This window comes from Bradyrhizobium sp. USDA 3256 (assembly GCF_054058275.1).
In genome coordinates this window covers 2606934-2625915 of the sequence record NZ_JBSSAE010000002.1, presented here as the reverse complement: position 1 = coordinate 2625915, position 18982 = coordinate 2606934, and the positions used below count along the sequence as shown (strand labels likewise).

The 18982-nt window shown below is 64.9% G+C and carries 16 protein-coding genes; 5 read left to right on the top strand and 11 right to left on the bottom strand.

Annotated features, from left to right (window positions below; genetic code table 11):
• Positions 1 to 31: 31 nt before the first annotated feature.
• Both ACVWY5_RS13835 and ACVWY5_RS13830 read right to left on the bottom strand, forming a co-directional pair.
• Positions 32 to 1051 (bottom strand): transporter, encoded by a 1020-nt coding sequence (locus ACVWY5_RS13835; protein WP_028335008.1) that lies wholly within the window; start codon positions 1049 to 1051, stop codon positions 32 to 34.
• Positions 1052 to 1193: 142 nt separating this feature from the next.
• Entirely contained in the window at positions 1194 to 1979 is a 786-nt protein-coding gene (locus ACVWY5_RS13830; protein WP_018271149.1) for an acetoacetate decarboxylase, read from the bottom strand.
• 241 nt (positions 1980 to 2220) lie between these two features.
• On the opposite strand from ACVWY5_RS13830, the gene ACVWY5_RS13825 reads away from it, so the two are divergent.
• Positions 2221 to 3384 (top strand): patatin-like phospholipase family protein, encoded by a 1164-nt coding sequence (locus ACVWY5_RS13825; protein WP_028335007.1) that lies wholly within the window; start codon positions 2221 to 2223, stop codon positions 3382 to 3384.
• Between the two features lie 95 nt (positions 3385 to 3479).
• Here ACVWY5_RS13825 and ACVWY5_RS13820 read toward each other — a convergent pair whose 3' ends face one another.
• Positions 3480 to 5039, bottom strand: coding sequence for an acyl-CoA carboxylase subunit beta (locus tag ACVWY5_RS13820; RefSeq protein WP_028335006.1), 1560 nt, complete (start codon positions 5037 to 5039; stop codon positions 3480 to 3482).
• A complete protein-coding gene (locus tag ACVWY5_RS13815) occupies positions 4969 to 5943 on the bottom strand; it encodes an IclR family transcriptional regulator (RefSeq protein WP_028335005.1) in 975 nt (324 codons plus the stop codon). The genes ACVWY5_RS13820 and ACVWY5_RS13815 overlap by 71 nt, the downstream gene beginning before the upstream one ends.
• 129 nt (positions 5944 to 6072) lie before the next feature.
• On the opposite strand from ACVWY5_RS13815, the gene ACVWY5_RS13810 reads away from it, so the two are divergent.
• The 4 genes from ACVWY5_RS13810 (at position 6073) to glsA (ending at position 11700) form a co-directional block, all read left to right on the top strand.
• Positions 6073 to 6294, top strand: coding sequence for an acetyl-CoA carboxylase biotin carboxyl carrier protein subunit (locus ACVWY5_RS13810; protein ID WP_028335004.1), 222 nt, complete (start codon positions 6073 to 6075; stop codon positions 6292 to 6294).
• A gap of 153 nt (positions 6295 to 6447) precedes the next feature.
• The gene (locus ACVWY5_RS13805) at positions 6448 to 7611 is read left to right on the top strand and encodes a TAXI family TRAP transporter solute-binding subunit (protein ID WP_028335003.1); all 1164 of its coding nucleotides are present in this window, start codon (positions 6448 to 6450) and stop codon (positions 7609 to 7611) included.
• Positions 7612 to 7754: 143 nt separating this feature from the next.
• Complete coding sequence (locus ACVWY5_RS13800) at positions 7755 to 9818, top strand: TRAP transporter permease (protein ID WP_028335002.1); 2064 nt, start codon at positions 7755 to 7757, stop codon at positions 9816 to 9818.
• Between the two features lie 22 nt (positions 9819 to 9840).
• Positions 9841 to 11700 (top strand): glutaminase A, encoded by a 1860-nt coding sequence (gene glsA / locus ACVWY5_RS13795; RefSeq protein WP_028335001.1) that lies wholly within the window; start codon positions 9841 to 9843, stop codon positions 11698 to 11700.
• A gap of 182 nt (positions 11701 to 11882) precedes the next feature.
• Here glsA and ACVWY5_RS13790 read toward each other — a convergent pair whose 3' ends face one another.
• The 7 genes from ACVWY5_RS13790 to ACVWY5_RS13760 all read right to left on the bottom strand — a co-directional run bounded on the left by ACVWY5_RS13790 (position 11883) and on the right by ACVWY5_RS13760 (position 18982).
• Positions 11883 to 12410 (bottom strand): carboxymuconolactone decarboxylase family protein, encoded by a 528-nt coding sequence (locus ACVWY5_RS13790; RefSeq protein WP_028335000.1) that lies wholly within the window; start codon positions 12408 to 12410, stop codon positions 11883 to 11885.
• A 525-nt stretch (positions 12411 to 12935) separates the two neighbouring features.
• The gene (locus ACVWY5_RS13785) at positions 12936 to 13295 is read right to left on the bottom strand and encodes a Zn-ribbon domain-containing OB-fold protein (RefSeq protein ID WP_028334999.1); all 360 of its coding nucleotides are present in this window, start codon (positions 13293 to 13295) and stop codon (positions 12936 to 12938) included.
• Positions 13292 to 14428 (bottom strand): thiolase family protein, encoded by a 1137-nt coding sequence (locus ACVWY5_RS13780; RefSeq protein WP_028334998.1) that lies wholly within the window; start codon positions 14426 to 14428, stop codon positions 13292 to 13294. Before ACVWY5_RS13780 ends, ACVWY5_RS13785 begins: the two co-directional genes overlap by 4 nt.
• A gap of 121 nt (positions 14429 to 14549) precedes the next feature.
• Positions 14550 to 15716 carry an acyl-CoA dehydrogenase family protein gene (locus ACVWY5_RS13775; protein WP_028334997.1) on the bottom strand — a complete coding sequence of 389 codons (1167 nt, stop codon included), beginning with the start codon at positions 15714 to 15716 and terminating at the stop codon, positions 14550 to 14552.
• Between the two features lie 11 nt (positions 15717 to 15727).
• Positions 15728 to 16927, bottom strand: coding sequence for a CaiB/BaiF CoA transferase family protein (locus ACVWY5_RS13770; protein ID WP_028334996.1), 1200 nt, complete (start codon positions 16925 to 16927; stop codon positions 15728 to 15730).
• A 172-nt stretch (positions 16928 to 17099) separates the two neighbouring features.
• Entirely contained in the window at positions 17100 to 17300 is a 201-nt protein-coding gene (locus tag ACVWY5_RS13765) for a hypothetical protein (protein WP_028334995.1), read from the bottom strand.
• A gap of 143 nt (positions 17301 to 17443) precedes the next feature.
• Positions 17444 to 18982, bottom strand: a complete 1539-nt coding sequence (locus tag ACVWY5_RS13760) for an AMP-binding protein (protein ID WP_028334994.1) — start codon at positions 18980 to 18982, stop codon at positions 17444 to 17446.

Genomic DNA, 18982 nt, shown 5'->3' with positions numbered 1-18982 from the left:
TGCACATCGGGAATGCCGCGGTGCGCTCGCACTATTTGACGATGCCGAGCCGCCGCATCAGCAGATAAGCCAGCAGCGCCGACCCAATCAGAAGGCCGGCCGCGACCAAGAACCCGCTGTCGACGTCGGTCAACGGCAATCCCTTGGTGTTCATGCCGAAGATGCCGGTGACGAGCGTCGGCGGCAGCAGCATCATGGTGACGACGGACAAGGCGTGGAGATGCTTGTTGCTCTCCTCCTCGAGCTTGAAGCGCAGCTCCTCCTCGAGCAGGCGGCTGCGCTCGTGCAGTTCGACGATGTCGTGGTCGAGACCGTCGAGCCGCTGCGCGAGCTTGCCGGCCTGCAGCCGCAGCGCCGGGCTGAGATTGTCGGTGTTCTTCTGCTCGAGCCGGTGAAACAGCACGCGCAGGCCGGCGAGCTGGCGATGCAGGCGCACACAGGTGCGGCGCATCCGGCTCAGATTCTTGCGCAGCTCCGATCCGGTATCCTCGGCGAGCACCCGCTCCTCGATCGCATCGATATCGGTGCCGATCTTGTCCGTCATGCGGTCCATGGTGTCGGCGATCTCGTCGACGATCTTTTCCAATAGCGCCGCGACGCTGCCGACGCGATGGCCGCCCTCGAGCACGCGGCGCGTCGCATCGGCGGAGCACAGCGCCTGATGGCGGCCGCTGACCAGGAGGCGTTCGGTCATCGCAAAGCGGAGAAAGCCGGTCTCCCCGGTCGCGGCGTCGATATCCCGCACCAGATCGGAAAACACGCCGTAGACGCAATTGTCGACGACGTGGATCTGCTGGAAATTGTCATTCGACAGCAGCAGGTCCCGCGCGAGCTGCGGGATGTGCATGTTGGCAAGCCATGCCCGGGTGCGGACGTCGGTCAGGTTGAAGTGCAGCCACAGCCTTCCGTCATGGCTCGGCTCGATCGGCGCATCGATCGGAAGCGCCTCGGCACGGCCGTCGTGATGCAGGCGGAACGCCCAGACCAGACCGGGGACCGCCTCACGGGTCAGCAGCGACCCTGCCGGAGCGGGAGGTGGATCAGCCAGCATGGCCCGCCCCCAAGGCAATCGGTAACGCAACCGCGCGAAATGACATGTTCAAGACCTCGCCCACGCGCAACGCTGAGCAAGCGCGTCCCCTCGACGCAACATAGGAGGACGCGCCTGTTACAGTTTTATGTCAGCGACCGCCCTACTCGGCCGCAAGACCGGTCGGCGCCGCCGCTTCCGCGGCCTCCTTGTTGTAGTCGTGCACGACGCGGCCGAACGGCAGCGTCAGGTCGGCGAGGAAGTGATGCGCGCCGACGACACGCTTGACCGGGAAATCGGCGACCGGTGCATTGACGTGCGGCACCAAATGCAGCCGGCCGGGTCCGATCCAGGAGCCCTTGACGACGATGTCGGTCAGGTTGATCGCGACCAGCTGGCAGACCTCGAGATGGCCGTCGACGCCGGGGATCATCTTCAGATTAACTTGCGTCTTCGACAGCGTCGCGCGGGTGACGTCGCCATTGCCCGCCATGCTCTCGTGCTTGTAGCCCATCGTGCCCATCGCAACGAGCTGGCCGGCATATTCCAGCGTGCCGGTCAGCGTGTCCTTGACGATCTCGAGCTTCGGATGAGCGTACTTCTTCGGAAAGCCCCAGATCTCGCGGCCGGCCGCGATCGGCGGATCATCGTCGAGATACATCTGGCAGACGAAGTTGACCTCCTCGCCATGCAGGCGCGCGGGGATCACGAGGCCGGACTCGGTGTAGCTGCCGAAGCCGGAGCTGTCGGGCATCTTGATCCATTCGTAATGCACGATCGCCTGCTCGATCGGCTCCAGTGGCTCGGGCAGGCCGGCGCGGATCAACTCCGGATCGGTCTCATAGGTGATGACGAGGAATTCGCGATCGATGAAGCGATACGGACCGGCGGGATAGCTCGGGCCGGCGGCCGGCATCGACGGAAGCTTGAGCAGATCTTCCCTGCGCATCGCAAATAACCTCGTGTTTGAAAAGTTTGCGCGAAAGCTAGCGGCCGAGATTGACAGCGATGTGAGGAATTTCCGTCAGGTACATGACCGCGGTTGCGCTTGCGTGACTCGCGTTTCGTTGATGAGGCCAATGCTAACCATGCAGGCGGGCATGCCGGATGCGCCGAGCGCGGGCGTTGCATTTGTCATCACGGCGTCATCGGCGCGCTGAATTCTCGCCGCAAATTCTGGAGTGTCTGATATGGACGCGCGAACGCCGCATTTCGACGATATCGATCACGCGACACCGGGCTGGCGTCCGGAAGGCTGCGATCGCGTGGCTCTGGTCCTGCAGGGCGGCGGCGCGCTCGGTGCCTATCAGGCTGGCGTCTATCAGGCGCTCCATGAATCCAACATCGAGCCCGATTGGGTGTGCGGCGTCTCGATCGGCGCAATCAACTCGGCTATCATCGCCGGCAATCCGCCCGAAAAGCGGCTCGAGCGGCTGCACACGTTCTGGGATCGCATCACCAGCCGCAAGATCTGGCACTACACGCCGGACGGCGACGTCTTCCGCAAGGCCCGCAACCTCACCAGCTCATGGCTGACGACGACGCTCGGACAACCCGGCTTCTTCACCCCGCATCAGAGCAATCCGTGGTTCAGCCCGGCCGGCGCGCGCACCGCCACCAGCTACTACGACACCACGCCGCTGCGCGAGTCGTTGCTTGAGTTGGTCGATTTCGACCGCATCAATTCCAAGAAGATACGCTTCGCGGTCGGCGCAGTGAACGTGCTCTCCGGCAACTTCATCTATTTCGACAATGCCCATGACGAGATCATCCCCGAGCACATCATGGCGAGCGGCGCGCTGCCCCCGGCGCTGCCGATGGTGAAGGTCGGTACCGATCATTTCTGGGACGGCGGCATCGTGTCCAACACGCCGCTGCAGCATCTGCTCGACCAGGAAGACAACATGAATTCGCTGGTGTTCCAGGTCGACCTATTCTCGGCGCGCGGCGCGCTGCCGCGCGACATCCAGGACGTGATGGCCCGGCACAAGGACATCATGTATTCGTCGCGCACCCGCTACAACACCGACGTCTATCGCAAGACCTACAATCTGCGCACCGCCCTGCACAACGCGCTGGGAAAAATCCCCGACGGTCAGCTCTCGGACGAGGAGCGCCAGCTCAAGAAGGCAAACGCCCGGCTGCCGGGCATCACGTTGTTGCAGCTGATCTATCAGCAGAAGGCCTATGAGGGCGACGCCAAGGACCACGAATTCTCCGGCACCTCGATGCGCGAGCATTGGGTGAGCGGGCACGAGGACACCAAGCGCTCGCTGAAGCGGCGCGAATGGATCAAGATGCCCGAGAACGGCATGGGCATCGTGATCCACGACGTGCATCGGGAGAGTGAATAAGACATGTCGTTCCGGGGCATGCGAAGCATGAACCCGGAACCTCGAGATTCCGGGTTCGGTCCTGCGGACCGCCCCGGAATGACGGCGTGAAAGCCTTACGGCCGCGTCGACATGTTGCTCGGCGGCCCGGCCTTGCGGATCGGTTCGGCGAGACGCGCGAACTCGCAGAGCACCGAACGCGTCTTGCGCGGATCGATCACCTCCTCGACCCAGAACTTCTCGGCCGAGCGGAACGGCGAGCGCAGCTTGTTGAGGCGATCCTCGATCTCGCGCAGCTTGGCCGCGGGATCGGCGGCCGCATCGATCTCGGCGCGATAGGCCGCCTCGATGCCACCCTCCAGCGGTAGCGAGCCCCAATATGCCGACGGCCACGCGTAACGCATCGAGAAGCGGTTGGCCGGCTGATGCACCACGCCGGCGACGCCGAAGGCGTTGCGGATGATGATGGTGCACCACGGCACCGTGCTCTGGTTGACCGCCGCCATCGCCCGCACGCCATGGCGGATGGTCGCTGTCTTCTCCGCCTCGAGCCCGATCATGAAGCCCGGGCAATCCATCAGGTAGACCACCGGCAGATGGAAGGTCTCGGCGAAGTCGACCCAGCGCACCACCTTCTGGCAGGCGTCCGCGGTCCACGAGCCGCCATAGTGGAACGGATCACTGGCGAGCAGCAGCACCGCCCTGCCCTCGATCCGCGCCAATCCGGTGATGATCGGGCGGCCGAAATTGGTGCCGACCTCGAAGAACGAGCCCTTGTCGACGACGGCATCGATGATCGGCCGCATCTTGTAGACCTGCCGGCGGTTGCGCGGCACGGCCTTGAGCAGCGATTCCTCGGCACGCTCCGGATCGTCGGTGCAGGGAATGGTCGGCGGCAGGTCGTAGACCGACGGCGGCAGATAGGACAGGAAGCGCCGCGCGTAGTCGAACGCCTCCTCTTCGGTCTCGACGGCCTGATCGATCGCGCCGGCGCGGGTCTGGATGTCGGCGCCGCCGAGCTCCTGCTTGGTCAGATCCTGCCCCAGGCGCTTCACCACCGGCGGGCCGGCGACGAACATCGCGGAGCTCTTGGTCATGACAGAGTAATGCGTGGCGGCGAGCCGCGCGGCACCGAGGCCCGCGACCGAGCCGAGCCCGAGACCGACCACCGGCACGCGGGCCAAATTGGCGGTCGTGTACCAGTACCAGCGCGTGCCGCCGACGCCGCCGGGCAGATTGGCCGCGCCCCTGGTCTCGATCGTCTTCACCGAGCCGCCGCCGCCGGAGCCCTCGATCACGCGAACGATCGGCAGGCGGAAGTCGTGCGCCATCTCCTCCGCCATGAGCGGCTTGGCGGAAATCGATGCATCCGCCGAGCCGCCGCGCACGGTGAAGTCGTCTCCGACCACGACCACGGTGCGGCCGTCGACCCTGGCGCGGCCGAACACGCAGTTCGCCGGCGTCAGGCGCTTGAGTTCGTTGCTCTCGTCATATTCGGCGATGCCGGAGATGGCACCGACCTCGTGAAAGCTGTTCTGGTCGACGAGCTTGTCGATGCGCTCACGAACCGTGAGCCGGCCCTGGTCGCGTTGCCGCTTGACCTTGTCAACGCCTCCCATCTCCCGCGCGAACGCTTCGCGGCGGGCGAGGTCGTCGAGTTCCGGCTTCCAGTTCATTCACTGCTCCCGTCTTGATGATTTTGTTGTTGTTATGGGCGGTCACCGGAAGCGACTTGCGTTCGATCCGATTGCTGAAGATGTCGCCGTCGGCGCCTTCGAGCAGGCTGCCGAGTGCGGCCGCGAGCTCGACCATTTGCGGCGCCACCTCGCGATGCAGCCGCGCCTCGTCATACATCGCCGAGAGCAGGCCGATCGTGGTGACCACATAGGTCTGGTACTGCGGCGACCACAGCGGCACCGCGACGCCGTTGATGTGCGGGCTCCACAGGCCGCAGGCGACGACGTAGCCGTGCTCCTGCAAATGCCGGCGGTTGGCCTCGATGCGCGGCGTCAGCATCTTGGCGCTGTCGGGCAACTCGCCTTCCATCTCCGCGATCAGCGCGTCGCCGACCGCGGGATCGAGCGCGGCCGTGTAGGCGTGGCCGGCCGCGGTGGTCGCCATCGAGATCCGGCTGCCGGTGGCCTCATGCAGGCCGAGCGCGTTCGCCGCGCGGGCGAACTCCAGATAGACCAGGTGAAAGCGGTCGGGGATGACGAAGCCCACCGTGCCGGGCAACTGATCGGCGACATCCTGCAGGCGCAGCCGGATCAGATTGCGCAGCTGCAGCCCCTTCATCATCGTGGTGCTCATCGCGACCGCGCTCGGGCCGATGCGATATTTCTGGTCGCGCGGCAGATAGACGAGCTGTCCCATCCGCGTCAGCGTGTGCGTCAGCCGCGACACCGTCGAACGCGGCAAACCGCAGCGGTTCGAGATCTCGAGATTGCCGAGCCGGGCCTCGTGTCCCTCGAAGCACCGCAACACGTCGAAGGCGCGCGACACCACCTGGATGACATCGCCATCGCCTGTCTCGCTGGCGAGCATTCCCTGCCTGCTAAGCCGTTCCGAGCGCCTTCCCATTTGCTTGGCTCCATTCCGTCCTGCGGAATAAAATTCCACTTGCAGAAGAAGCTACCTCAGGCAATCTGCCGCCACAACAAAAAGCCGTTCGCCGGATGAAATTTCCGCAAGACGGTATCGGAGAGTGGAATGCCAGATATCAAGGTTGTGACCGAAGTTGCCGGGCGCGTTTGCGCGCTTCCTGTCGAGACCGGCAGCAGCATCGGCGATGGCGACGAGATTGCGTTCGTCGAAGCGATGAAGATGGAAATACCGGTCACGTCGACTGCAGCAGGCAAAATCAAGTCGATTCTGGTCAAGATCGACGATGTCATCGCCGAAGGCCAGGCGGTCGCGATCGTCGAGACCTGAGATCCCGTCCTTCCAGTCCAGCCGCGACAATCTGTCCGGTGATGCAGCTGCCGAAATCGCCGGCTTGCGCCGGAGGTAGCGTTGCCATCGCCGGATCACGATGCAATCATCCCGCCCGGAAAAGTTTCGCACAGCGAAACAAAGGGAGGAATTATGATCCATCGGCTGATGGCGCTCGCGCCTGCCGCACTTGCCGGCATTTCGATCTTCGCTGCCCTGCCCGCCTCGGCCGAGGACATCAAGCTGCCGCCGACCATGGCGGTGACCGCCTACGACACCGGCGCCGCCGGCTTCAACATCGCGGTCGGCGTCGGCAAGATGATGAAGGACAAATACGGCACCGACGTCCGCGTGCTGCCGGCCGGCAATGACGTCGCGCGGCTCGCGCCCCTGCGCGCCAAGCGCGCGGTCTCCTCGGCGATGGGATCGGGTACCTATTTCGCACAGGAAGGCGTGTTCGAGTTCGGCGCCAAGGAGTGGGGCCCGCAGCCGCTGCAGCTCATGCTGTCGTCGGTCGACTGCAATTGCGGCGCGCTCGGCGTGGCGGCCGATGCCGGCGTCAAGGAAATGAAAGACCTTCGCGGCAAGCGCGTCGGCTTCGTGGTCGGCTCGCCGGCGCTGAACCAGAACTCGCTCGCGATGCTCGCGTTCGGCGGCCTCACCCAGAAGGATGTCAAGATCGTCGAGTTCGCAAGCTACGGCGCGATGTGGAAAGGCCTGATCAACAACGACACCGATGCCGCCTTCGGCACCACGATCACCGGCCCCGCCAAGGAAGCCGAGACCTCGCCGCGCGGCCTGATGTGGCCGCCGCTGCCCGCCGACGACAAGGAAGGCTGGGCACGGGTGAAAAAGGTCGGCTCGTTCTTCTTCCCACAAACCGCAACCTGCGGCGCCGGCATCTCGCCGGACAAGCCGATTCAGCTCGGCAATTACCCCTACCCGATCTTCGTCGCCTATGCTGCGCAGCCGGTCGACCAGATCTATGCGATCACCAAGGCGATGATCGTCAACTACGACGCCTACAAGGATTCGGCGCCCGGCGCCGCCGGGCTCGGCGCCGACCGGCAGACCAAGAACTGGGTCGTTCCCGTGCATCCCGGCGCGGTGAAGGCGCTCAAGGAAACCGGCCACTGGAGCGACGAGCAGGAGGCGCACAACAACGCTCTTTACAAGCGCCAGGAGGTGCTGGCCGCCGCCTGGACGGATTACGGCAAGTCGAACCCACCGTCGGACGACAAGGCCTTCCTCGATGGCTGGATGAAGGCACGCGCTGCGGCGCTTGCGAAAGCCAATATGCCCAATGGCTTTGAGTGAGACCCGCCAACGCGCGATGAGATCGGGTTAGTCGTCATCGCGCTTCCGCCCGTTTGAGCATGGCGCTTCCGGAAAACCGCTTCGCACTTTTCCGGATCATGCTCTAGGTTATGGGCAAAACGGACAACATTGGGGGATGCGTAATGCCCGAGAACGCCGCGGCTGCGCCTGCGAAAAGAATCGAATTTGAAGATCCGCATGCCGGTCTCGACAATCTGCAGGAGGCCGAGGTCACGCGCGTGCGCACCCTGCGCGGGGTGTGGCGCTGGGCGCTGGTGGTCGCAACCGCCGCAACCATCCTGCTCTGCATCAACCAGCAATTCTCGCTGCGCTTCTTCATCGATTATACCCAGCTCAACACCGAATATTTCTATCTCTTGATCGCGTTGATGCTGCCCTTCACGTTCCTGATCTTCCCCGGGACGGAGCGCGCGCCGCTGAACCGCATTCCCTGGTATGATCTCGCGCTTGCCGTCGCGACCTTCGCCGCCTCGATCTGGCTGATGCTCAACGTGCGCAAGGCGGCGCAATATGGCTGGGAGTCCGACGGCGCTCCCAGGAACGTCATCATTGCCGGCCTCGTGATGTGGGTGATGCTGATGGAGGCGCTGCGCCGGACCGGCGGCTGGAGCCTCCTGCTCAGCGTGCTGCCCTTCACCGTCTATCCGCTGTTCGCCGAGGCCAGCTGGCTCGGGCCGTTCAGGGGCTCGCAGCTCACGCTCGACCAGACCACCGCCTATCACGTGCTGTCCGGCGAGAGCCTGCTCGGCATTCCGATCCAGGCCTTCGCCGACACCGTGATCGGCTTCCTGGTGTTTGGCACCGCGCTGATGATGACCGGCGCCGGAAAATTCTTCATCAACCTCGCCTTCGCGCTGTGCGGCACGTTCCGCGGCGGCGCCGCCAAGGTCTGCATCTTCGCGTCCGGCCTGCTCGGCATGATGTCGGGCTCGATCGTCTCCAACGTGCTGACCGCCGGCACCATGACGATCCCGGTCATGAAGAAGAGCGGCTTCCGCGCCTCCTATGCCGGCGCGATCGAGGCCTGCGCCTCCACCGGCGCCGTGCTGGCGCCGCCGGTGATGGGCGCCACCGCGTTCGTGATCGCGCAGTTCCTCAATATCAGCTACGCGGAGGTCGCGGTGGCCGCGATCGTCCCTGCGGCGCTCTACTATGTCGGCCTGTTCATGCAGGTCGATTCCTACGCCGCGCGCCACGGGCTGAAGGGCATTCCGCGCGCCGAGCTGCCGCGCGTGATGGATACGATCAAGGACGGCTGGTACTACGTCTTCGTGATCGCGCTCCTGATCGTGATGCTGCTGTATTTCAAGCGCGAAAGCCACGCGCCGTTCTACGCCACCGCGCTGCTGCTGGTGCTGAACCAGATCTTCTCCAAGGAGAGCCGCTGGACGCTCGGGACGATCGGAAAATTTCTCGAGGTCAATGGCCGTACCTTCGTCGAGCTGGTCGGCATCCTCGCCGGTTGCGGTCTCCTGATCGGGGCGTTCTCGATGACCGGCGTGGTCTCGAGCCTCGCCAACGATCTGTTGACGCTTGCGGGCGACAACGCGTTCCTGCTGCTCGTGATGTGCGCCTTCACCAGCCTGATCCTCGGCCTCGGGCTGACCACCACCGCCTGCTACATCTTCCTCGCCATCCTGGTCGCGCCCGCGCTGGAGAAGCTCGGGCTGAACCGGATGGCGGTGCACATGTTCATCTTCTATTGGGGCATGCTGTCGTCGATCACGCCGCCGGTGGCGATCGCCTCCTTCGCCGCCGCCGGCATCGCCGGCTCGCCCGCGATGAAGACCGGGTGGGAATCGATGTGGGTCGGCAGCATCATCTATTTCATCCCCTTCTTCTTCGTGCTGAACCCGGCATTGGTGATGCAGGGCCCGAGCCCCTATCTCGCCGGCCTCGGCCTGATGGCGCTCGCGGCGTGCGGCACCCTGTTCATCTGCGGCGGCATCCAGGGCTATCAGGCCTTCGTCGGCGACCTCCGCGGCGCCGGTGCCCTGGAATGGCCGCTCCGGGTGCTGCTGGTGATCGGCGGCTTCGTGCTCGCGACGCCTGGCGGCGGCATCAACCCGCTGTCGCAGCTGCAGGTATCGCTGCTGGGGGTCGCGATCCTCGCCCCGACGGTGCTGATCGCGTTGCTGCTGGTCCGCCGTCAGGCGCTGGTTCCGAACCAGTTGCGCGCGCCCTGATTGCGATGCACAACAGGAGGCGATGAAACGATCGCCTCCTCCCGTCACCGCCACCACCACGGCCTGGTCCAGCTCGAAGCCGCCGCTGCTGCGGTTTCTGCACACTTGTTACGCAGACTTCCTGCCGGAGGCAGCTGGCGCGGTGGCCGACTACATCCCCGAGCTCGGCAAGGCCGACCCTGCCCATTTCGGCATCAGCCTGGCGACGCTCGACGGCCACGTCTACGAGGTCGGCGACACCAAGGTGCCGTTCACCATCCAGTCGATGTCGAAGCCGTTCGTGTTCGCGCTGGCGCTGGACACGCTGGGCGCCGAACGGGTGGAAAGCGTGATCGGCGTCGAACCGTCCGGCGACCCCTTCAACTCGATCCGGCTCAATGCCGAGAACCATCCGTTCAATGCGATGGTCAATGCCGGCGCGATCGCCTGCTCCGGTCTGCTCCACGCCGACAAGGGCGACGGCGCGTTCGAGTTCATCCGCCAGGCACTCGGCCGCTTCGCCGGGCGTGAGCTCGATGTCGACGAGGCGGTCTACGCCTCCGAGAGCGCCACCGGCGACCGCAACCGGGCGATCGGTTATCTCCTGCGCACCAACAGCGTGATCACCGAGAATGTGCCCGCGGTGCTCGACGTCTATTTCCGGCAATGCTCCATCCTGGTCACCGCGCGCGACACCGCCGTGATGGCGGCGACGCTCGCCAATCGCGGCATCAATCCGCTGACCGAGGAGCAAGTCGTGACGCCCTACGCGATCGCGCGCACGCTGTCGGTGATGACCTCGTCGGGCATGTACGACTATGCCGGCGAATGGATCTACCGCGTCGGCATTCCCGCCAAGAGCGGGGTCGGCGGCGGCATTCTGGCGGCACTGCCGGCGCGGCTCGGGCTCGGCAGCTATTCGCCGAAGCTCGACAAGCACGGCAACAGCGTGCGCGGCATCAAGGTGTGCGAGACGTTGTCGGCGCATTACGACCTGCATATGCTGAACCGCAGCGACGACGCGCGCCACAGCATCATCGCCGACTACAATATCGGCAAGAACCCGTCGCGGCGGGTGCGCCGGCCGCAGGAGCAGGAGATCCTGGCAAGGCACTTCCAGGAAGTTCGCGTGATCGAGCTGGTCGGCACCCTGTCGCTCTCCAATGTCGACTATGTCTCGCGCCGCCTCGCCGGCAGCCCGCGGCCGGAATTCGTGATCTTCGACCTGCGCCGCGTCACCGCGACGACCCGCGCCGGCGCAAGGCTGGTGGCCGAGGCCTTCCAGGAGCTCGCCGAGCTCGGCGTCACCGTGATCCTGTCCGGCATCAAGCGCACCTCGCGCGAATGGGCCACGATCAGCGAGTGGACCAGGCGGCTCGGCAATATCAGGGATTTCTATCTGCTCGACACCGCGATCGAGTGGGCCGAGGACCAGATCGTCTACCGCTATGGCGGCTCGATCGACTTCCTCGAGACCACGGAGCTTGCCGAGCAGCCGCTGCTCGCCGGATTGAGCGAAGCCGAGATCGCCGATCTCACCGCGCTCTGCACGGTCCGGACCTACCAGCAGAATGAAAAGGTCATCGCCGCGGGCGGTGAGGCCACCTCGCTGTTCTTCCTGCGCAGCGGCGTGGTCCACGTCACCCTGCCGGACGGCATCCGGCTCGCGACGCTGACTGCCGGCATGGCTTTCGGCGAGATGGCGCTCCTGGAGCCGACACGCTCCGCGGACGTGCTCGCTGACATGTCGGCGACCGCCTATGAGGTCGCGATCAGGGATTTCGAACGCTTCCGCGAGCAGCACCCGCGCGCCGGCGAGCGGATCATGCGCAACCTCGCGCAGATCCTCGCCGATCGGCTGATCGTGGCGAATGCTAAGGTCGATCTGCTGACGTCGGGCTAATTCTTCACCCTCTCCCCGCCCTTCGCGGGGAGAGGGTTGGGTGAGGGGCTGCATCCGCAAAATAACTTCGAGTCAGACTCGCGGAGATTCCCCCTCACCCGGACCGCATTCCGCTTCGCTGCATGCGCTCCGGCCTCTCCCCGCAGGCGGGGCGAGGCGAAGGACTCCGCGACGCGATCCGCTCAGCTCACCACTTCCGTCACCGGCTGCATGTCGATTTCGAACGTCTCGAGGAATTTCGACGTCATGATGTAGAAGCCGACCGAGAGCTGCAGCTCGATCAGCGCGGCCGGCGTCAGCTTCGCCGCGATCGTCTTGAAGGTCGCGTCGGTCGGCTTCTTCAGCTTGACGATCTCGTCGGTGAAGGCGAGCGCCGCGCGCTGCACCTCGTTGAAGCAGGTCGCGGACTGCCAATCCTCGAGCGCGGCGTTCTGCTCGTCGGTGACGCCGACATTCTTGCCGATCCGCTTGTGCGCGACGATCTCGTAGGGCGCCTCGCAGAGAATGCCGGTGCGCGTGATTGCCAGCTCGCGCACGACGGGATCGAGCTCGCCCTTGTGGCGGATCGCGCCGCCGAGCCGGCAATACTGCTCAAAGTAGCTTGGCGAATGCGCCATCATGCGAAAGATGTTGGCGTTGCGGTTCTTGTCGAGGATCTCGCGGGTCCGCGGGTTTGCCTTCGCGGGATCGGAGTAGTCGATACGGGCCATTTCCTAACCTTGATCTTGCTGTCGTTTCTGTCGGGTTCCGAAACACTAGAGCCTTTTCCGTTCCGATGAAATCGGAACGGGGCTCTAGATCCTTGTTTTGACGCGTTTTCTTCACGCGAACCGGTATCCACTTCGCTCAAAAACGCTCCGTACGGGCCGCTGTCGCAGGAGCAACACGCGCGAGTCAAATTGCCGCCGCATTCCCAGACAACGCTGTCACAGTCGATATTCGCTGAGTGGGGACTCGTCAAAAGCGAATACTCGACGCGGGGTGTTCCGAGTAAAAAATCCGGCCGTCTTGCGCGCAGTTTGCGCAACGATGAGTCACGCCCAAGTCTAGGGGAAACGCATGAAGGAAGCCACCAAGAGGGCGGCCTCGGAAGCGCTTGCGCAAATGCTGGCGGTGACGGCGATGCTCGTCATCGCCAGCGTCATCTTTTATTGGCACTAGTATCCGCAAACTATGAGGGGCAAGAGCGAACCTGTTCAGCCTGGTCTCGCGTTCTGACTGGATCGTTCAGCCCCTCATTTCGTCTTTGAGAAATACGGAACCAACCTCCCCGCGAATTGCGTGAAGCGCGCCGCGACCTTGTCACCGATGGCGAGGTCGTTGTCGCCATGGGCCATCATGCGAAAGCCCTCGTCGGCATCGACAAGCACGATATTGTACGGCACATGCGCCCGCGTCTCCGGCGTCGCCGCGCGGCAGACCAGCGAGGTCGCATATACTGTCCCTGCCCCGCTCGCGCGACGCTCGGCAAGATCCGGCGAACCGCATGCAGCGCAAAAGCTGCGGCGGAAATATTGCCGCGCGCCGCAGCCGTTGCAGGTCTGGTAGACGATGGCTTCAGTGCCCTTGGTCCAGTCCACGATCCGTCCGCTCATCGCACGCGCTCCAGGAACATGCTGACATGTGACGACAGCACCCCGCCATCGCCGTGCAGCAGCGCCACCGAGGCGTCGCGCACCTGACGATTTTCGGCGCGCCCGGTCATCTGCAGATGGGTCTCGACCAGATGCGCCATCGCGCCGCCGACGCCGCAATGGCCGTAGCTGAGCAGGCCGCCATGGGTGTTGAGCGGCATCTCGCCATCCTGATTGAAATAGCCGGCACGCACCCGCGCCGCCGCCTCACCGCGCCCGGCAAGGCCGAGATCCTCCAGCAGCATCGCGAGCGTGATCGTGAAGCTGTCGTAGACCGCGGCGTAGCGCACGTCCGAGATCGCGACGCCCGCCGCCTGCTTCGCTTTCGCGATCGAAATCTCGGCGCCGAGTTCGCTCAGCGCAGGCGCGGCGGTGACATGCTGATGGGTGTGCGCCTGGGCGCAGCCGCGGACACGGACCCGCCGCTCGCCGGCCGGCTCGCGGCTGATCACGCAGGCCGCGCCGCCGTCCGACACCGGGCAGCAGTCGAGCAATTTGAGCGGCATCGCCACGGGCTTGGCGGCCATCACGTCGGCAACCGTGATCGGCTCGTGGAATTGCGCGCCGGGATGCGTCAGCGCGTGCTTGCGCATCAGCACCGCGAACTCGGCAAGGTCTTCCTGCGTGAGGCCGTATTCATGCATGTAGCGCGTCGCGACCAGGCCGTAATAGGCCGGGATCGTCGGCCCCAGCGTCACCTCGTAATCGGGATGCCCGACCTGGGCCAGCGCCTGGATCGAGGCGTCGCGGCTCTGCCCGGTCAGCCGGTTCTCGCCGCCGACCACCAGCACATGTTTTGCAACACCGGCGTCGACCAGGTGATGCGCCAGCATGGTCATCGCAAGCCCGGTGGCGCCGCCGACCTGCACGGCGTGCGCGTAAGACGGGCGAATGCCGAAGTGCTCGGCGAATACCGTGGCCAGCATGATATGCGGCGAGACCGTGGAGTAGCCGCAGAGGATGCCGTCGATGTCGGAGCGCTTCAGCCCGGCATCCGAGATCGCAAGCCCGGCCGCCTTGCTCATCAGGTCGAGCGAGGACAGGCCCTCATGCTTGCCGTAGGACGTGAGGCCGACGCCGGTGACGAAGCTCATCGTGTCTCTACCTTCTCCATCGTCATTCCGGGATGGTCCGAAGGACCAGACCCGGAATCTCGAGATTCCGGGCTCGATGCTTCGCATCGCCCCGGAATGACGCCGTGGGAGCTTCCTATCATCAATACGACTTCGGAAGGCCGAGCACCTTCTCGCCGATGAAGCTGAGGATCAGCTGCGGACTGATCGGCGCGATGCGCGGGATCAGCGATTCCCGCAAGTAACGCTCGACGTGATACTCCTTGGCGTAGCCGAAGCCGCCATGGGTCATCACCGCCTGCTCGCAGGCGCGGAAGCCGGCTTCCGCCGCGAGATATTTTGCGGAGTTGGCCGCGGGGCCGCAGGGCAGGTTCTGGTCATACTGCCAGCCGGCGCGCAGCACCATCAGCCAGGCAGCCTCCAGTTCCATCCAGCACTTCGCCAGAGGATGCTGAATCGCCTGGTTCATGCCGATCGGCCGATTGAACACGATGCGGCCCTTGGCGTATTCCGACGCCCGCTTCAGCGCGATCTGGCCGAGGCCGACGGCTTCGGCCGCGATCAGGATACGTTCCGGATTCATGCCGTGCAGGATGTATTCGAAGCCGCGGCCTTCCTCGCCGATGCGGTCTTCGACCGGGATCTCGAAATTCTCGAAGAACAGCTCGTTGGAATCGACCGGCTTGCGGCCCATCTTCTCGATCTCGTGCACGGTGACGCGCTTGCGGTCGAAATCGGTGTAGAACAGGCTGAGGCCATGGGTCGGGCTGCGCACTTCCTCCAGCGGCGTGGTGCGCGCGAGCAGCAGGATCTTGTTGGCGACCTGCGCGGTCGAGATCCACACCTTCTGGCCGTTGACGATGTATTTGTCGCCCTGCCGCACCGCGCGGGTCTTGAGCTGCGTGGTGTTGAGGCCGGTGTTGGGCTCGGTCACCGCGAAGCAGGACTTGTCGCGACCGTCGATGATCGGCGGCAACATGCGCTGGCACTGCTCCCTGGTGCCGAACACCACCACCGGATTGAGCCCGAACACGTTCATATGCACCGCGGACGCGCCGGACATGCCGGCGCCGGATTCGGAGATGGTGCGCATCATGATCGCGGCATCGGTGATGCCGAGCCCGGAGCCGCCATACTCCTCGGGGATGCAGATGCCGAGCCAGCCCGCATCGGCCAGCGCGCGGTGGAAGTCGGCCGGATAGCCGCCCTCCTTGTCCTTCTTCAGCCAGTAGGCCTCGTCGAAGCGCGAGCAGATCTTGGCGACGGCATCGCGGATCGATTCCTGGTTGGCGGAGAGTGCGAAATCCATCTGTCGTGCTCCTATGCCTGCACCGCTTTGGCCGCGCCGTCGCGCACCATCGCCGCGATCTCCTCGGTGGAGAAACCTGCCTCCTGCAAAATCTCCGCGCTGTGCTCGCCGAGCCGCGGCGCCAGCCGGCTCGGCTCGACCTTGGTCTCCGACCACCGCGCCGACGGCGTCATGCTGCGGATCCGGCCCTCGGTCGGGTGATCGACCACGGGGAAGACGCCGGTCGCGACCATATGAGGGTCCTCCAGCAGGCTTTCGAGATCGTGCATCGGCATCACCGGCACGTCGGCCTTTTCGAGGATCTCGTTCCACTCGGCCGTCGTCTTGGTCTGCAGGATGCGCGCGAGCTCGGCGTAGACGACATCGATATTGGTGGCGCGGCCGGCGAAGGTCGCGAATTTCGGATCGCTGCGCAGATCGTCGCGGCCGGTCGCCTTGAAGAAATTTTCCCACTGCTTGTCGTTGTAGACGATCACGCAGATATAGCCGTCGAGCGTCTTGTAAGGCCGCCGGTCCGGCGACAGATGCCGCGCATAGCCGCCCTTGTCGAGTGGCGGGTCGTAGGTCAGGCCGCCCATGTGATCGCCCATGACGAAGCCGGCCATGGTCTCGAACATAGGAATGTCGACGCGCTGGCCCTGCCCGGTACGGTCGCGATGCACGAGGCTCGCACAGATCGCGCCGACCGCGGTGAGGCCGACGATGCGATCGACCAGCGCATTCGGTACGTAGCGCGGCACGCCGTCCGAGGTTTGCGCCATCAGCGCCGGCAGCGCGGTCGCGCCCTGGATCAGATCGTCATAGGCGGGCTTGGCGGCATAAGGTCCCTCCTGGCCGAAGCCGAACACGCCGGCGTAGATCAGCCGAGGGTTGACCTTGGAAACGACGTCATAGCCGAGCTGCAGCCGCGCCATCGCCTGCGGCCGCACATTGTAGACCAGCACGTCGGCCTTCGCGATCAGCCGCAGCACCGCCTCGCGCCCCGCCGGCTTCTTCAGATCGAGGCAGACCGAGCGCTTGCTGCGGTTGGTGTTGAGGAACACCGGTCCCATGCCGGGATGCCGCGTCGGACCGATCTGCCGCGTCACGTCGCCATCGGGCGATTCCACCTTGATGACGTCGGCGCCGTAATCGCCCAGCATCTGGGTGGCGTAGGGTCCCATCAGCACGGTCGTCATGTCGACGACCTTGATACCCTGCAGTGGTCCCATCGTCCTGTTCGCTCCCGGATGTCGTGGTTATGGAGCTAGTAACGGGAGCTTTTCAAAGAGATCAAGCTGCGCCGGGCGTATGGGCGTATGCATGGCTGCGGCCGGGCCGCTTCCGTGCGGCGGAACGCAAGGTGGGCAAAACGAAGTGGATTCACCGCCGCCCTTATGCCGGCTACTGCCCCGTCATCACCTCGCGCGCCTTCAGGAGCTTTTCCAGTTCCGCATTCTGCTGCTCGAGCCGCTCGGCGATGCGCTCCTCGACTTCGGCGCCGGCTGCGCCTGCGGCCTGCTCGATCAGCTGCCTGATATTGTCCCGGAGGATCGCGATGCGATCGTTCACTTCCGACAGCGACAGAGACGTCTCGATTCCCATGGTCCGTTCTCCCGGTGACAAGCACAGGCAGCTTAGCGCGGCGGGAGGCGGCGGCCTATCCCTTAACCGCTTTAGCGACCCCAATCCCTACTGTGCATGGGGTTGTTTTCGATGTTTTCGATTCAACCCAGCCTCGCCGCGATTTAGCCCATGCCTTTGGCCAGCATCTCCCGCAGCGCGGTCTTCAGCACTTTGCCATAATTGTTCTTCGGCAGTGCACCGAGATAGACATAGCGCTTGGGCCGCTTGAAGCGGGCGATCGAGGCAAGGCAATGCGCGTCGAGCTTGCCGTCGTCGGCGGCGGCGCCGTCCGCGAGCACGACGCAGGCGACAACGATCTCGCCCCACTTCGGATCCGGCACGCCGATGGCCGAGACCTCGCGGACATCGGGATGGGTCAGCAGGGCTTCCTCGACCTCGCGCGGATAGATGTTGGTGCCGCCGGAGATGATTACGTCCTTGGAGCGGTCCGACAGCGTGAGGAAGCCGTCGGCATCGAGCCGGCCGACATCGCCGGTGCGCAGCCAGCCGTCCTTCAATGTCTCGGCGTTGGCCTTCGGATTGTTCCAGTAGCCGAGCATCACGGTCGCGCCCTTGACCTCGATCTCGCCGGTCTCCCCGGCAGGCAGCGGGTTGCCGTCCTTGTCGGTGATGCGCACGGTGACGACGCTCTGCGCCAGCCCGACCGAAGCCAGCCGTTCGAGATAGCGCGGATGATCGCTTCGGGCGTGCCAGCCGCGCGACAGCGCCGTGATGGTCATCGGCGACTCGCCCTGGCCGTAGATCTGCACGAAGCGCTGGCCCATCGTCGCCATCGCATCGGTGATGTCGGCCGTGTACATCGGACCGCCGCCATAGACGATGGTGCGCAGCCCCTCGCCGTTCTCGCCGCGCTTCTTCGCGGCATCGACCAGGCGGCGCACCATCGTCGGGGCCGCGAACATCACGACATTGTCGAGCTGGCGGCCGAGGTTGAGCACCTCATCCGGATCGAAGCCGCCGGACTCCGGCACGACGTGGCGACCGCCCATCCGGACGTGCGGGAAATTGTAGAGGCCGGCGCCATGCGAGATCGGCGCGGCATAGAGCGAGGCATCCTGCGGCGTCGCCGGATCGACGTCGGCGAGATAGCACAGCGACATCGCGACCAGATTGCCGTGGCTGAGCATCACGCCCTTGGGACGGCCGGTGGTGCCCGATGTGTAGAACAGCCAGGCGAGATCGTTGTCTTCGCGCGGCAGCGGCGCAGGTGGGCCCTCGCCGCTTCGCATCGTCTTGTAAGCGTCGCTGTCGACCGACAGCGTGGTCATGCCGGCGGGGCAGTCGTCCTTCGCCTCGTTCAACGCACCGATCGTATCATCGGAGACGAAAGCGAGCTTGGCACCGCCATTGCCGCAGATCCACGCCGCCTCGCGGCCGTGCAGCTTGGCGTTGATCGGGATCGCGGCGGCGCCGATCCACCAGATGCCGTAGAGGCATTCGAGATACTGCGTGCAGTTCGACGCAAACAGCGCGATGCGGTCGCCGGCGGCAATGCCGTGATCACGCGCCAGCGCCGCCCCGATCGAGGCGGCGCGGCGGGCAAAGGTGGCGTAGTCGGCGTCGAGATCGAAACCGGTCAGCAGCGCCGGCGCGTCGGGACGCGCCCGTGCCGTCGCCGCCAGCCATTCGGCAATGTTCAA

Excerpts from the sequence above, each read along its gene's own strand:
- ACVWY5_RS13820 (WP_028335006.1), bottom strand. The coding sequence starts at position 5,039 with ATGAACTGGAAGCCGGAACTCGACGACCTCGCCCGCCGCGAAGCGTTC.
- ACVWY5_RS13800 (WP_028335002.1), top strand. The coding sequence starts at position 7,755 with ATGCCCGAGAACGCCGCGGCTGCGCCTGCGAAAAGAATCGAATTTGAA.
- ACVWY5_RS13830 (WP_018271149.1), bottom strand. The coding sequence starts at position 1,979 with ATGCGCAGGGAAGATCTGCTCAAGCTTCCGTCGATGCCGGCCGCCGGC.
- ACVWY5_RS13770 (WP_028334996.1), bottom strand. The coding sequence starts at position 16,927 with ATGGGACCACTGCAGGGTATCAAGGTCGTCGACATGACGACCGTGCTG.
- ACVWY5_RS13780 (WP_028334998.1), bottom strand. The coding sequence starts at position 14,428 with ATGAGCTTCGTCACCGGCGTCGGCCTCACGTCCTACGGCAAGCATGAG.
- ACVWY5_RS13815 (WP_028335005.1), bottom strand. The coding sequence starts at position 5,943 with ATGGGAAGGCGCTCGGAACGGCTTAGCAGGCAGGGAATGCTCGCCAGC.
- ACVWY5_RS13765 (WP_028334995.1), bottom strand. The coding sequence starts at position 17,300 with ATGGGAATCGAGACGTCTCTGTCGCTGTCGGAAGTGAACGATCGCATC.
- ACVWY5_RS13805 (WP_028335003.1), top strand. The coding sequence starts at position 6,448 with ATGATCCATCGGCTGATGGCGCTCGCGCCTGCCGCACTTGCCGGCATT.
- ACVWY5_RS13785 (WP_028334999.1), bottom strand. The coding sequence starts at position 13,295 with ATGAGCGGACGGATCGTGGACTGGACCAAGGGCACTGAAGCCATCGTC.
- glsA (WP_028335001.1), top strand. The coding sequence starts at position 9,841 with ATGAAACGATCGCCTCCTCCCGTCACCGCCACCACCACGGCCTGGTCC.
- ACVWY5_RS13775 (WP_028334997.1), bottom strand. The coding sequence starts at position 15,716 with ATGGATTTCGCACTCTCCGCCAACCAGGAATCGATCCGCGATGCCGTC.
- ACVWY5_RS13825 (WP_028335007.1), top strand. The coding sequence starts at position 2,221 with ATGGACGCGCGAACGCCGCATTTCGACGATATCGATCACGCGACACCG.
- ACVWY5_RS13790 (WP_028335000.1), bottom strand. The coding sequence starts at position 12,410 with ATGGCCCGTATCGACTACTCCGATCCCGCGAAGGCAAACCCGCGGACC.
- ACVWY5_RS13810 (WP_028335004.1), top strand. The coding sequence starts at position 6,073 with ATGCCAGATATCAAGGTTGTGACCGAAGTTGCCGGGCGCGTTTGCGCG.
- ACVWY5_RS13835 (WP_028335008.1), bottom strand. The coding sequence starts at position 1,051 with ATGCTGGCTGATCCACCTCCCGCTCCGGCAGGGTCGCTGCTGACCCGT.